The organism is Catenovulum agarivorans DS-2, from assembly GCF_000568405.1.
Lineage (GTDB): Bacteria > Pseudomonadota > Gammaproteobacteria > Enterobacterales > Alteromonadaceae > Catenovulum > Catenovulum agarivorans_A.
In genome coordinates this window covers 1-13873 of sequence record NZ_ARZY01000059.1, presented here as the reverse complement: position 1 = coordinate 13873, position 13873 = coordinate 1, and the positions used below count along the sequence as shown (strand labels likewise).

At 39.9% G+C, this 13873-nt stretch carries 12 protein-coding genes; all 12 read right to left on the bottom strand.

Annotated features, from left to right (window positions below; all coding sequences use genetic code 11):
• Nucleotides 1-71: 71 nt before the first annotated feature.
• From DS2_RS18555 to DS2_RS18500, 12 genes are read right to left on the bottom strand one after another with little or no spacing between them, the layout of a single operon-like run.
• Complete coding sequence (locus DS2_RS18555) at nt 72-719, bottom strand: MotA/TolQ/ExbB proton channel family protein (RefSeq protein WP_035016542.1); 648 nt, start codon at nt 717-719, stop codon at nt 72-74.
• A gap of 6 nt (nt 720-725) precedes the next feature.
• Nucleotides 726-1079: a hypothetical protein gene (locus tag DS2_RS18550; protein WP_035016541.1), complete on the bottom strand. Its 354-nt coding sequence runs from the start codon at nt 1077-1079 to the stop codon at nt 726-728.
• Nucleotides 1080-1082: 3 nt separating this feature from the next.
• Nucleotides 1083-1901, bottom strand: coding sequence for a tetratricopeptide repeat protein (locus tag DS2_RS18545; RefSeq protein WP_035016540.1), 819 nt, complete (start codon nt 1899-1901; stop codon nt 1083-1085).
• The gene (locus DS2_RS18540; protein WP_035016539.1) at nt 1885-4878 is read right to left on the bottom strand and encodes a tetratricopeptide repeat protein; all 2994 of its coding nucleotides are present in this window, start codon (nt 4876-4878) and stop codon (nt 1885-1887) included. Before DS2_RS18540 ends, DS2_RS18545 begins: the two co-directional genes overlap by 17 nt.
• Nucleotides 4868-7021 carry a hypothetical protein gene (locus DS2_RS18535; protein WP_035016538.1) on the bottom strand — a complete coding sequence of 718 codons (2154 nt, stop codon included), beginning with the start codon at nt 7019-7021 and terminating at the stop codon, nt 4868-4870. The genes DS2_RS18540 and DS2_RS18535 overlap by 11 nt, the downstream gene beginning before the upstream one ends.
• Nucleotides 7022-7023: 2 nt before the next feature.
• The gene (locus DS2_RS18530) at nt 7024-7563 is read right to left on the bottom strand and encodes an AraC family transcriptional regulator (protein WP_035016537.1); all 540 of its coding nucleotides are present in this window, start codon (nt 7561-7563) and stop codon (nt 7024-7026) included.
• A 29-nt stretch (nt 7564-7592) separates the two neighbouring features.
• Nucleotides 7593-8741 carry a DUF3570 domain-containing protein gene (locus tag DS2_RS18525; protein ID WP_035016536.1) on the bottom strand — a complete coding sequence of 383 codons (1149 nt, stop codon included), beginning with the start codon at nt 8739-8741 and terminating at the stop codon, nt 7593-7595.
• Nucleotides 8728-8955 carry a DUF4266 domain-containing protein gene (locus DS2_RS18520; RefSeq protein WP_035016535.1) on the bottom strand — a complete coding sequence of 76 codons (228 nt, stop codon included), beginning with the start codon at nt 8953-8955 and terminating at the stop codon, nt 8728-8730. The genes DS2_RS18525 and DS2_RS18520 overlap by 14 nt, the downstream gene beginning before the upstream one ends.
• Nucleotides 8948-9478, bottom strand: coding sequence for a peroxiredoxin family protein (locus DS2_RS18515; protein ID WP_035016534.1), 531 nt, complete (start codon nt 9476-9478; stop codon nt 8948-8950). Before DS2_RS18515 ends, DS2_RS18520 begins: the two co-directional genes overlap by 8 nt.
• An 11-nt stretch (nt 9479-9489) precedes the next feature.
• Entirely contained in the window at nt 9490-10125 is a 636-nt protein-coding gene (locus tag DS2_RS18510; protein WP_035016533.1) for an outer membrane beta-barrel domain-containing protein, read from the bottom strand.
• Nucleotides 10095-10862, bottom strand: a complete 768-nt coding sequence (locus tag DS2_RS18505) for an SH3 domain-containing protein (protein WP_035016532.1) — start codon at nt 10860-10862, stop codon at nt 10095-10097. Before DS2_RS18505 ends, DS2_RS18510 begins: the two co-directional genes overlap by 31 nt.
• Before the next feature lie 17 nt (nt 10863-10879).
• Nucleotides 10880-13654: a hypothetical protein gene (locus tag DS2_RS18500; protein ID WP_051480013.1), complete on the bottom strand. Its 2775-nt coding sequence runs from the start codon at nt 13652-13654 to the stop codon at nt 10880-10882.
• Nucleotides 13655-13873 lie beyond the last annotated feature (219 nt).

Sequence of the window (13873 nt, the reverse complement as noted above, 5' to 3'; positions counted from 1 at the left end):
ACGTATTTACAGCGTTTTTGCGATAATTATGCTCAAATGCTTAACGTGCCGGCCACTCCAAACCCCAGCAATTAAGAATCAGAGTTTTGCTTCTTATACGACAAACCATTTAATAACTTGATGCCAGCCATCTCCAACATATCCTCAATTTCCGCCGTCTTATTCTGCAAATTTGTATGAAAGAAAATAAGCGGAATAGCAGTAATCAAACCAAATGCAGTGGTATTCATAGCCACTGAAATACTTGAAGACAACAAGTTAGCTTTCTCAGCCGGATCAGCATTTGCAACCGCCGAGAACGCAGCAATTAAGCCCATAATTGTCCCTAATAAACCTAACAAAGTAGCGATATTCGCCAATGTCGCTAACATAGGTGTGCGCTTTTCTAACCGGAACATATATTCCATAACCGTTTCTTCCATCGCATACTCAAGATCTTCACGGCGTTTAACTTCAGCCATACGATCGAGACCCGCTTGCAGCACATGCGACACTTGCGCATCTGACTGAGCAACTTGCTGTTTAATACGTTCAATATCACCCGCCTTTAAACTCGGATGCAAATTACGCATCGCAATGCGGTTGGCCTTTAAACTTGAAGATAAAACCAAATACCTTTCAATGGTAATGGCTAACCCAGTGACTAATACGGCTGCGATCACATAAATAAACGGACCACCTTCTTGTAAAAATCGGATAATAGAGTCAAGTGCTGACATTGTTATTTACTCCTGTGCTGCGTTGTCTGATTTTGCTTGAGCATTCCCTTTCGCCGAACTGCTCATTGCTTGTAATTGATTAAAATAAACTGGTGTGAGTTGCGGTAACACCAGTTGTGTTTTCGGTTGATTAATTTGAATATTTGGCGTCATATTTTGCCAAGGCATTATGTATAAAACATTTGGCTGTGCTTGCTCACCTTTTACCTGGCTATTAATAACAACTTTTTTGCCAGAACTGGTGGAGCTGGCGGCTGAATTAGGGTTCTGATTTGCTGATACAGATTTAATGCTTGTGAAAACAGTAAACAGCACAAGGCCAGCAATCAGTTTTACGACTATTGATAACTTCTTGTTCATCGACTACCCCTGCCCTTGCTGCGCCGCTGCAGCTTTTTGTTCTACTGCAGCTAACCACATTTTAACTTGCCTGTTATCAGGCTCTAGCTGCAAAAAAGCTTGGTAATATTGTTTTGCGCCCTGCCAGTCACCCCGATATAAATCCAATAACACAGCGTAATTAAGCATGGCTTGTTTGAATTCTGGTTCGACTTTTAACGCATCTTTGTAGGCTTGTTCTGCCTTATCAAAAATACCTTGTTGCTGATAAACCGTTGCCAACAAATGCTGTGCGTGCGCATGGTTTGATTGCTCTGTTATAACTTGTTCAAGCAATTGTTGCGCTTTAGCTAGGTTTTGTTGTTTTTTCGCGATTATCGCGCAGTTAATTAACACACCTGTTTGTTTAGGGTTTAGCTGTAGTATTTGTTCGAATAAACTTTCCGCTTGTTTATAATCTTGCGCTCGCATTGCGTCTAACGCTTGTTTATACAAATCTTCAATTTGCTGTTGCTGCTGTGCAAGTTTTTCAGCCTGCTGTTGGGCAGCAGCTTGTTCTAACGCTAATTGCTCAGGCGTTTTTAGTGATTTGGTTGTTTGAGCGTCTGGTGTTTCTGTCGTTTCTGAAAGTTGAGATTCCGATGACTCTACACTCTGTTTTGGCGAGTCGGTAGAACTGTTATCAGTAGTGGTTTTTTCGTTAGCAGTTTGATTGTTTGCAGCAACTTGCTCAGTCTTATCCGCCGTTAAACTACAACCAGTTAATAGCAACACGACCATGACAAGAGCTGACTGAAAAACGCAGCAAGATGGATTTGCTAAATATTTAGTTAAGCTCTTCATAGATATCCACCTCAATTAAACTGCGTTTGTATTGTGCGGGCACTAAGGCTGCAAGTTTATCTAAACTCTGTGCTATCCATTCATCGTATTGATTTGTCCAAGTGCGAGCTAAGTTAACTTGGTGCAGTTCAATGGCTTTTTCTTCAAATGGGTAAGCAACTTCTTCTAAAATTAATTCGTATTCTTCAAGCGCCAGTTCATCGAGTTCAGCAGGACGTTCAGATTGCATAATTTCTCGTGCTAAGGTGCGATATAACTCAGCTAAATGAAAATTAGCTTGAGGAACAAAATCAATCAAAGCTAAATCCATCACTTGTTGATAATAATAAATCGCATCTTTCATTGCTTGTTGCTTTTTCGCCATACTTTGTTGCAAAGGTACAACCAACTTAACTCGAGCAAATGTTTGATGATGTGCCTTAGCCAGTTCAAATGCGGCGAAGCTAGCTAAATATTCAGAGCGTTGCAGCACTTCACCTGAATGTAAACGAGCTTCTTTTTTATGAAATTGAACAATTTTTCGATACCAGAAATACTTTTTATTCAGATCACGCGGTTGTGTGTAAAACTCAGCCATTTTTAATCTAACTTCTTGCGCCATATCAAAAGGTTTTGGGTAATTATGCGCGTATGTTCTAAGGGCTAAACGCGCTGCTTCCATATCATTGTCTTTGGCATAATATTCAGCAGCCGTGTATTGGGCTTGACGCGCTAGTTCGTAACCTTCAGGCTGTTTTATATTGGTATTTTTTGCAATCAATTCTAATTGTTTAGCGGCAAGCGACCACTGTTGCTGGTCGGTATACACTTTAGCTAATTTTGCTGGCACAGCTTTGGCGTAATCACTATTTGGATATTGTTTGCGAATACGTTTTAACACGGCTACCCCTTGGCTTTTATCCACTTGTTCCATCAAAATATCTGCCGCTTGGGTTAACGCATTTTGGGTATATTCATTGCTAAATGCCAAATCAGCCACTTTTAAGAATTGCTTTGCTGCCTGTTCTGGCTCTAGTTCCAACAAAGCTTGCGCATAAAAATAGGCACTGGCAGCAACTAAATTTTGTGTCTGCTTAAATAGATCTTTCTGGTTATTTTTATCTATATACAACAAAGCTTGTTGGTAACTTTGCTCTGATTCAACATACTGCTTTAATTGATATTGCAAATTAGCCACCAGCAAGCTAGCTTGTTGTTTATCTTTGGTTTTGGCGTCTAAGTGCTGAATAATAAATTGCTGCTGGCTGATTAAGCTAACTAAATCTTGCTGAGCATAAGCGTAGTCGGCCAATTGACGCGCCATATATAATGCTCGGCGATCAGCTGGATACAAAGAGATAAAATCTCGCCAATAATTTGATAATTGTAGCTCAGTGAACTTTTGCTGCGGTTGCGCTTGATTAAGATGTTTTAATGCTTGCTGATAAACAATAATTAGACTGTATAAACTGTCTGCATTATCTGGCTGTAATTGAACTAACTTTTGATAATGTTCGATACTCGCTACATAATCGCTGGCGATATATCTAGCTTGTGCTGCCAGCATAAGTTGCTGAATTAACTTATCTTGCACATCAGTGGTTAAGTTTAACTGCGCTAATTTTTGCTGGCTTAAAAGGTATTTTTCAAACCAAATTGCAGCTGCCCTGTAAGCAACCACTTCATCTTTTTCCAGCTCATAATAGGTGTCTTGCGCTGTAGCATATAGCTGACGCGCTTTTAACAAACTGAACTGGCTTAAGTTGGCGAGTATTTGCTGTTGCTGCTGGTCGGTAAACTTATTCCATGCATTGGTGCCAACAAAATAGTCTTCAACAAACTGCACTTTGTATGCAAAAGCTTTGGTGGAATTTTCAGGGTATAAGCCAATCACTGCTAGCAAAAATTCAGCTGCAGCGAAATTCTCTGGTTTGCGCTCTATATAAGTTAGATAAGTTGCCAAGGCTTCATTTTTAAGGTCTTTGGCTAACCAAAACTGCGCGAGTTTTTGATACAAAATCGGCTCTAATTCAGTTGTGTCTAGCCCTTGTTGCTGCGCGTGGTCAATTAACGCTACCAGTGGGTTTTCTGTTTGTTGCGGTGTTGCTTCTTGCTGGCCTGTTTCTTGTTGACTTAGCAGTAAAATTAACGCTCGCTGCGCATCCGTTATCATGGAAGATGCCCCACCCTGTTTAAGCTTTGCAACTTCACCACTTTGGACAATTAATTTAATAAAATGCTGGCTAGCATTTTGATAGTCACTTAACTTAAATTGACTCCACGCCAACATATATAAGGCATTGTTTTGATATTTACCTTGGCCAACAGCTAAAGCTTTCGTCAATGCATCACGCGCTCTTGGGTAATTATTGTGGGAGAAATAAATATCACCAATGCGGAAATAAACCTCTTCAAGGTACGGGCTGGTTGGATAAAGCTCAGCTAACTTTTCTAATGATTGTAAACTTAATAAGGTTTCCCCCAGCAAGCTGTATGACTTAGCCAATTGGTAATAAATTTTAGGGTTATTACTGTTATTTGGGTAACTCGCTAATAATTCTTTAAAACGCTCAATGTTGCTGCGCAACATCTCATTTGACTTTTGTGCGCTATCTGCCACTGAGTTATCTTCAAGATCACTAGCAACAAGTTCATCGCCTTGAACTTGCTCTACTTGATAAGTATAGAGCTCAGCTAAACGATACCTTATATCTTCAACCACTTTGTTGTCCGGCGTGGCCGTTAATATTTGTTGATATAAATCAGCCAATTGTTGTTTGCGTTTGTAGGCCGACTGCCAAAGTTTTTCTTCATCTAGCGCTTGTTGATTTTGTTGTTGGCTGACACTAACCCAAGCGCCTAGGCCGTTATTATTTTTTGAAGAAACTTGCGTTTGATCATCTGTACTGACACAGCCTTGTAAGGTACTCAGCAAAACAATTAATGCAGCAAGGTTTAAAACTATTTTTATAGTAGAGCGCGCTAATTTAAACATCATTGACACTCCCAGCTGGACCTAACTCTATTGGGTCAGCTTGCTCTTTGAGCTCTGCTCGCTCTGGTAAGTTTTCTAACAAATGAGCGATTGCTTGTTGGGTGGTTAACAAGGCTTTTTCCAACATACTATGTTGTTGCTGATAAAAAGCTTTTACCTCTGTTTGATATTGCTGAGTTACTTGCTGTTTGCTCAGCTTGGTTAGCTGCACAATTTGCTGATAACTTTGCTGAATTTGGGCAAAGTCACTTTTGTACTGATTAAGTTTAAACTGCTCACTGGTTAACCTTTGTAACCTTTGTTGTTGCTGATTAAGCTCGGCTAAAGTTTTTTCAATTTGCGACAATGCCTTTTTATACTGCCAACTGCGCTCAGGTAATTGTTGATTTACTTGCCAATACAAAACTGCCGCAACTTTATCTAGTCTTTGTTGGTAACGCGCTTTTTTCTTTGCATCTTTATTCTCATCTGTCTTTTCATTTGGGAGGCTGTCGATAATTTGCTGACTAAGATTAAAATCAGCTAACCACTTTGCTTGTTGCGGGTCTAATGTTTTGTTTAATTGATTTAACAGCTCTAGTGGTGTTTGCTGTAGGTTTGAATCAGCGGTGTTGGTACCAATGTTATCAACGACAACAAGCTGTTGGTTAAATACAGTTAATTTATCTGTTAGTTGACTAATCTGTTGCTGCAGTTCTGCTTGTTGCACTGAATCAGCAATACGGGTAAAGCGTTTTTGTTGTACCTCAAGCAAATAGTCAAACCATTCAATTTTTAATTTAAGAGCAGCTAACAACTCATCTAATTGACTTACTTGATTTACTAATTGGATTGCTCCAGCTACCTGATTATTCTGCATAGCTAAACCCTGCCAAATATCTTGCTTAGCAACAGAGTTGGTTAATGATGCTTGAGAGAAATCCGCAACTAACATTTGCTGTTGCGAATTAGGCAGCTGTTTAAGTGCTTGATTTATTTCTGCTTCAAGTTGCTGATAAACATTAAAAGCGCGAACATATTCTTGCTGCTGTTGCCATTTTTGTGCAAGTAATGGCATGTTAAACCAATAATAGTGGCTGATGCCAAATTCTTGTTTATGCAAGTTCAACGCAGCTTCACTAGCGGCTAACTCGCCCATTTGCATCAAAGTTAATGCATACAAATACAATGCATGTTGGCTAAATGCATTATCGCGGGCAAAGCTTGCTAATTGTTGTTTTGCTTGCTTAAATTGCCCTTGGGCGAAAGAAATTTGGCTACGAATTATAGTGGCGTAAGCGATTAGGTTTTCAAAAGTTTTGCGTGGACTCGTTTGCAACGAGCTATTTTGCTCTGAACCATCTAGCTTGAAATCTTTTACTCGAGCAAACCAAACGGTTATTTTTGTAGCTGCTTGTTGATAGTTTTGCTGCTGATACTGATACACCACTTGGTTAAGTTGGTTGGTTAAATCCGCTAGGTTAATATTTTCTTTATCAGCTTTTACGTTGTTAGCCACAATTAATTCAGCTAGTTGTTCATTGTCTGAGCCCATGTTTGGCCAATAAATCACTTGGGCCAAATTTAAGTACAAAGCTTGCTGACTGTTACTAAGTTGTTGCGGCTGGTTAATTTGCTCTAAATAGAATTTTGCGCTGGTTAAGTCTTTTTGGCTGAGTGCAACTTGGGTTAAATCTAAAAAAACATCCGCCAATAATGCTTGGGTTTTGCTGCGGCTATCGGTTTGCACAAATTGATATTGTTGAATGCTGCTTTGTGCTTGCCATGGCATATTTAGCTGTAAGTATAACTCAGCCAATAACTGATCGTGTTTAAGTTGTTTGTGGCTAAATTTTTCTAATAAAACAACGGCGTTGGATACTTCACCCACTTGTTGTAAATACTGCGCTTGGCGATAAACTTTATCGGCCATTGCAGTTTTATTAGGCATGGTCGTATTGTTTGCTAGTGCTTCATCGGCGAATACATTTGAGGTTGCGGCGTGGTTGAGAGACAAGCTTAATAATAACCAAGGTGTTAGAGCATATTTTACGCGCAAAATTTGCTTAAGCTTGGTGAGCAAGCGAAAGCCTTGTGAGCTCGTTACTTGCAAACTTTCATCTGGCAATTTATCTATTTGAAAGCGTATCCCGCGCCGCAAATCCATATTTATAGAACCCACTCTTCCACTTCAACTTTAGCTTGTTGGCTGCCTGTATCGTCCACCAGCTTAAACTCTATCATGCTAGCTTCATCAAACTTTTCAAAACTAAACTGTTTGGCTTTTTTTATGTTATTGCCTTGTTTATCTAAACCTATAAAAAACGCAGTTAAGCTATGTTCACCTTCTTTGATATTGCCAATAAAGAGTTTTTGAATACCACCTTGTTCAAGTGCTGTACGTTGCCTGTCAGTATATAAAGTGCCTGCAATGGGTTGGTCGTTTAATTTAAGTTCTACACTGTCTAGTTTAAAAAATTGGCCAACATCTAGTGAGATAAACACAGCCAATTGGTTACTTGCAGGAAACAATAAATCTTCTTCTAATATAAACAGTTTGCGATTAAGCTCTAATACTTGTTGTTTTAGGTCTTGAATAGATTGATTTAACTCACTGTTATTTGCCATAGCTAAGTTAAAAAAACCGCTAGCAAAACTTAGGCTGCTAACCACCAAGGCTATTTTTAGTAACTGCTTATACATTTTCATATCCTGTTCCTTGCCTTTGGGCTTATCTTTTAAAAATAAATGCTGGCAAACACACGAACAACATCAGCGGAAAACTGATACAAAGGCTCTTCGCCTATCGGCGCTTGCTGTTGTAGATCTCTAAAATTGTGATAATCAAAATCAATTCTGTCCCATTGCACACTCATTTCTGCTGGCCAATCAAAGGGTTGGTAAGCTTTAGGTACAATATAAGTTAAACTTGCACCAACTGTGGTATCAGTAAATTCACTCAGCTCTTTGTCTCGAGCTAAGTAATTTTGTGCGTTGCGATATGGGTATAAATCTTGATAAAACTCTGCTTGAGTTTGCTCGTACTGGCGGGTTTTTAATTCAAATTCCCAGTCAGTAAAAATGGGTTGGCGATATAAGATTTCGTAATCAGACGCTTGTATATCCCAGCTGTCTTTGAAGCTGCGATAACTGAGCAAAACTGCAGCTCGCCAAGGCAAGAAATAACGTAGTGATAATTTACCAGCTAGAGAGTTACGCGTTTCTGGATAAACCTCTGGTTGGTAACCCACACCTGATTCTGATTCTTCATCAACAAAACGTACAGCTCGATAGGGATTATTTAAAAAGCCATTGTTGGCGATGGCTTCTACTTCAAAACTGGCAATTAAATTGGCGGTCAAAATTTGGCTTATACCAGCGCGGACTTTGTAATGTTGGGTTTGCGCTAAAAAATTATCGTCACCATTGCGTTTAACTTCATCATCCCCATACGAAATGCCAAGTTGAACGGTTGTTAGATCGCCAAAAGTATCATGCGAGACATTTAAACTAACTGACTGGGCTAAATAGTCGTCCTCTTCACTTTGGCGCAGTGATAAGGTCATTTGAGTTTTGTTATTTAGGTATTCAAAGCCTAAATTTAGTTCATCGCGCTCTTCTTCATATGGGCTGGCGGTACTCATTACATCAACAGAAGCCGAACTTATGGTGTCAGCATAATAAAAGGCACTCACAGCAAATGACTCAGAAGCTTTTTTGCGAATAAGCACTGCAGGGCCGTCAATTTTCATGCCGCCCCCTTCATAGCTGTGATACAAAACTTCAACTTTATCGTCTTCTAAAACTGCAGCTTTAACCGTGTTTGAGAACAACAAAGTGATCAATAATAACTGAATGAAGCTGAGCAGGCGTTTAGTTACAACCACAACCACCGCCTCCTGTGCCTTCTGCACCACGTGCAGATTCCCTAGCTTCGTATACGTGCGCGGCATGACTTGCTGCGATGCCATGTCGATTTGCACTCATAATAGGATCAGCCAAATTTTGCCGCTCGTACGGCTGAACCCAAGGTTTTATTGAGCTGCAGCCTGAAAGAGTGCCACAGCTTATCAACAAAACCACCAAGGCAAGTTTATTCACGAATAAGCTGCTTAATTGCTTTGGCATATTTCTTTTCATAACCTGCTTTATATCCTTTAAACTCGGCTCTTACTTTACCATCTCTGTCTATTAACACTGTTGTTGGCATAGCGGCAACCTCGTATGCTTCAGTGACCTTATTTTCACTATCAAACATAATAGGGAAAGACACTTCAATTTCTTTTAAAAAGCCTTTGCCTGGCTCTGGATCTTGCTCAACATTAACACCCCAAACAGCAACGCCTAAATCACTAAATTGCTGGTGTAAATCTTCAAGCGCTGGCATTTCTTTTCGACAAGGGCCACACCATGATGCCCAAAAGTTCAGCAATATAATTTGCCCTTTTTGTTCAGACAGTTTGACATTGTTACCAGCAACCGTTTTTAATGTGAAATCTGGTGCTGGTTGGTTTTCTTCTAATGCCCATGCGTTGTTTGCCACAGCCAATAAACTGATAGATACAACCGCAGCTTTGAAGCTTTTTGTTAACTTATTCAGATAGTTATTAATCGCTAAAGTCATTTTGCAACCCGTTAAAAATAAATTGAAAATCCACTATTAAAACTCAAGTTGTGAGTGGTTTTATTCACCCCAGTAATTTGAGTATCAAAAATTAAGTTTTGCATTGAGATATCCCATGCAAGCCAGTCGGTTAAAAATACTCGAAATTGGCTCGCAATCGACAATGCAAATTGGTCTTGCCCAGCAAATTGTACGTTACCGCCACCTAATTCGAAGGAAAATGCACTATTAAATGCAAGTTCAGGAGTGATAAACACTTCACCTGGCATTAGGTTATAACCGACGTTTAACCCATAATATTTCAGTTTTCTTTGTTCGTCGTCCAACAAAGGCGACACATTGGCGAGCTTTTCAAAGCTAGTTAAGCCAGCTTCGGCTTGCGCGTAATTAGCTTTAAAATAGAAGAACTCGTTTAAGTGATAACTTAAATTGGCTTGATACCAAGAGTCTGAGCCAAAGTCTTCAATGCTTAAAAAGCCAGCCTGCACACCAATAGAAAAATTTTCATCGTCGAGCTTATCTAACGTTATCTCGCGAGTTGTTTGCTCATCTGCAGCTTGCACTTGTGTTGCAAACACAATCATTGCCAACACACAAACCATTGGCAAAATTTTGTTTAGAAAAATGCGCTTATCCCAAGTTTCCATATGGTTAAATCTTCATTTAAATCACGATCTGTTAATGCCAAAGCCTGCTCCGCTTCAGCGCGAATGACAAAGTTTCTTGCCAAATGATATTTCAAACCAAACGCCGCTAACATCAGCGTATGGCTACGAGTTTCAGCCTGCGCTAATACTGAGTGCGGTTGAATATGCATATAACCACCACCTGCTGATACATATGGTGTTACCGTCCAGTCAGGAAACAAATGCATAGTCAGTTGCAAACTATAAATATCACTATTAGAGCTTTGCCCTAAAACTTTACCTGCAGTTAGCTCAGCGGCAACACTAGTGTCAAACTGGTAGCTCAAATTTAAGCTGTAATAGGTTGCTTCTTGCATTTGCCCAAACAATACACCGACTTCCCAATCACGCGCTAAATAATCATCTTGGCTGATTGCTAAGTCAGATATTTTTTGTGTTGCTGTGGTTAGTTGTTTAAATGCATCTATATGCACCCAACCTTGGTTTTTACGCCTGTCTATTACTTTTATCCAAGCACCACGTTTGCGCTCAATGCTTAAGCTTTCACCTTTTTCAATGACATTAGTCACTGGATATGCCCAGCCAGGGCCTGAATGTAATTCAACAAACGCAACATTTACTTCAAGCGTATTGCCTTGTTGACTATGAGTTGTTTGTGCATTTACCCAGGTAGGTACACTCAAGAACACCATTAAAAGCAGTGCCAATTGTTTAATCATTTTATCCATACTTTGCATAGTTAACTTTTATTCCTTTATTGAGGATAAAATGGATTGTTGTAATACTGACCGCCCAAATCTAACCATTCAGAGATCAGTCTTAACTCTGCTGGGCTAAGCATATTTCTATGATCAACGGTTTGTGTATCAACATCAAATTCACTGAATAAACGGAAAAATCTTGCGCTACTGCGCGCCCCACCTGTAGAGAGAATATTACGCACAGCAATGGTGGTTAATACAGGAATAGGTTGCTCATTTTCGTCTAAAATTAATTCTCCATCTTCATCCAATTCAAATACTGGATTGCCGTCACCATCGGTTTGTTGAATAAGTTTATCTTGCAAAATACCGTCCACTACTTCTTGTTCAACATCGTTAAACATCAGCTCTCGATAGCTGGTAAAGTGACGCGCTTGCTCAGTTGAAGCACTATTGCTTAAGTCTAATTGACCTGGCGGCACTTGTGCTAAACCATCTGCATCTTGAGTTGAATGACAGGCGGAACATTGATTGTTACCTATCACTACTGGGTTTTCATCATCTAGGGTTGTAGGGTCAAAAACTTCGCGCGATAAATCCCAAATAGGCTGAATATGCCACGGGTAATTAATTGAAATTCGACAATAAAATTGCCATTGGCTAAAACAAACCACACCTTCAGGTTGTGGCGTTTGTAAGTCTGCATAAACTAAGTTTATTTCTTCTAGCACTGGCTGCGCTGCACTATTGCTTGTGTCTGTCCAAACATCCGTCAGCTGCATATCCGCTTTAACAAATTGAGCGCCTAAATGTCGCCATTTAGTTTGTGCCATTGTTTCGCCAATTTCTGCAACTAATTCTGATTTACCGCCATTAAATGCACCACTTACTGCAGCCCCCAAATTAATTGGCTCAACTTGGCTATCTAACCTGCCATGGGTTGATGGGGTATTTCTGTCATGACAGCCAGTACAAGTTAGCGTTTCACCTGCGGTTAAGCTTATCCAATGCTGATGGCGTCTACCAATACGTTGACCATTGTCATCCACCAAACTCAGCATAAAAGGTGTATTGGCCGGTAAAGTAACTTTTACTGAACCGTCTGGCTCAATTGGCGCATAACCAATAATTTCGCGCATCAGTTGGCCTGAGCTACGGCCAAAATCAGTCCCTCGGACATTACGGACATCGCGCGGTGGCATTGGCACACCACGAATAAAACGCACCATTTTCACCGGCATATCATTTTGGTTGTGTAAGGTTAAATCTTGTAATTGTGCTATTGAACTGCCGTAATCAAGCTCTCCATCCATATCAAACACACTTGCAATATCTAGCACCCCCAAGTTTTCCGCGGCCAACTCTGGCGAGATATTCCCATCTGTATTTTTAATCGCTGGCGCTACATAAGGCTGCATCACAAAAGCTTGTTCAATAATCTGATTTACTACTTGGTTAGTAGATTCACTTTGATCGGTTTGCTCTGTTTGGGCGCTTGGTGTACTGCGATTGACTAACTGCTGAGTTTTGTTGGTTGGATCGTACAACCATAACTCATAGGCTGGCGGCGCTAATTGATATTCCTCTGCATCTACATCTTTAACTTGTTGGCAAGTTTTTACTTTTTCTTGGTGGATAACCCGACATAAACTCAAACTTAATAACAAACGGCCGCTGCCATCTTGCATCGGAAACAGATCGGCCAGTTGACCCGAATAAGCGCTTAAGTTTTCATCTACTAAATTGAAGTCAAAATTAAATTGGCTGAGCAGCGGGTATTTTTGCGTTGATGTTGTTTCAACTTCTTCTGCTGCTATATCTAAATTGTCTTCAACATAATCAGTGATGTTTAGTAGCATAGGAATGATTTTAAAATCGCCATCGCCTTCTTGCTCGGCTAACCACAATAAATTGCCATCATCCATATTGATAAAACGACGAAAACGGCTGGGTAACTCTAAGTTTTCATTGATACTATGTTGCTCGGTAGACCAACCATAAACATAAGAATTTTCGCTACCGTCAGGATTTACTCGATACAAGCTGATGCGATTATTACCATTTGTATCCCAACGGTTGTATAAAATGCTGCCGTCGTCTAAAACATGCGGATACAAATCGTGATTCATATTAAAGGTGATTTGCTGAATGTTTTGGCCTAAATCGTCCATCACGTGCAGGTTTATCGAAGTCGCATTCCGTCTATCATTCTGAGCCAAATACTGTGGCCTGCCTTCGTCCAGCAACAAAGCTTTTGATGTTTGCTGACGGGTAGATGCAAAAACAATACGACCATCGGGTAAATATTTAGGCGAAAAATCATCGGCTAAATTAGCTACATCGGCATTTTCAATAACTGGATAAAAACTTTTACTCGAATGTTGATACGACCAAATATTCCAGGTTTGTTGCTCGTTTAACTCTGCTACATCATCACCAGAAAATTGCACTTTTAACGAAAAAAGTAACTCATCACCATTTGGCGCTAAGGTTAAATCTTTAATATCGAATACAGCATTTTCGCCAAAATACTGTTGAAAAAAAGCATCGCTGATATTTGTCGCTTTAGATAAAACCGAAGCATTGTGCTTAAGCCAAATAGCAGCACCAGGATTAAATTTAGTAGGGTTTAAAAACTCATGACTGGCTTGAATGGTTTGCTCGTCAACCGAATAGCTGGCACTGCGCCGCAAAAACACCACAGGGTATTCTACCAACACAGGATCTAATTGTTTTCCTGACTCATCGTTTGTCTGCGTGTCTTGTGTACACCCAAGCAAAAGAAGAAATGTCAGCGCGAGTCCGCTACAACTCAAAACCGGATTCATGCTTAATTCCTTTAATCCTTTTATATATCTATAAATTATGCACCTAAGTGCTTATTCAACTGCATCAAGCCAAAAATCGATAACAGATCAGCAGCCAAACTGAATATGTACTAGCAATACGATCAAGAGCAAAAATTCAATCGCCCCGAGTACATAACCAACAAAGTACAATGTTTAACCAGAACAAATGTAAGGGATATAATTTAGAGCAAAACCTCT

Excerpts from the sequence above, each read along its gene's own strand:
- DS2_RS18555 (WP_035016542.1), bottom strand. The coding sequence starts at position 719 with ATGTCAGCACTTGACTCTATTATCCGATTTTTACAAGAAGGTGGTCCG.
- DS2_RS18550 (WP_035016541.1), bottom strand. The coding sequence starts at position 1,079 with ATGAACAAGAAGTTATCAATAGTCGTAAAACTGATTGCTGGCCTTGTG.
- DS2_RS18545 (WP_035016540.1), bottom strand. The coding sequence starts at position 1,901 with ATGAAGAGCTTAACTAAATATTTAGCAAATCCATCTTGCTGCGTTTTT.
- DS2_RS18540 (WP_035016539.1), bottom strand. The coding sequence starts at position 4,878 with ATGATGTTTAAATTAGCGCGCTCTACTATAAAAATAGTTTTAAACCTT.
- DS2_RS18535 (WP_035016538.1), bottom strand. The coding sequence starts at position 7,021 with ATGGATTTGCGGCGCGGGATACGCTTTCAAATAGATAAATTGCCAGAT.
- DS2_RS18530 (WP_035016537.1), bottom strand. The coding sequence starts at position 7,563 with ATGAAAATGTATAAGCAGTTACTAAAAATAGCCTTGGTGGTTAGCAGC.
- DS2_RS18515 (WP_035016534.1), bottom strand. The coding sequence starts at position 9,478 with ATGACTTTAGCGATTAATAACTATCTGAATAAGTTAACAAAAAGCTTC.
- DS2_RS18510 (WP_035016533.1), bottom strand. The coding sequence starts at position 10,125 with ATGGAAACTTGGGATAAGCGCATTTTTCTAAACAAAATTTTGCCAATG.
- DS2_RS18505 (WP_035016532.1), bottom strand. The coding sequence starts at position 10,862 with ATGCAAAGTATGGATAAAATGATTAAACAATTGGCACTGCTTTTAATG.
- DS2_RS18500 (WP_051480013.1), bottom strand. The coding sequence starts at position 13,654 with ATGAATCCGGTTTTGAGTTGTAGCGGACTCGCGCTGACATTTCTTCTT.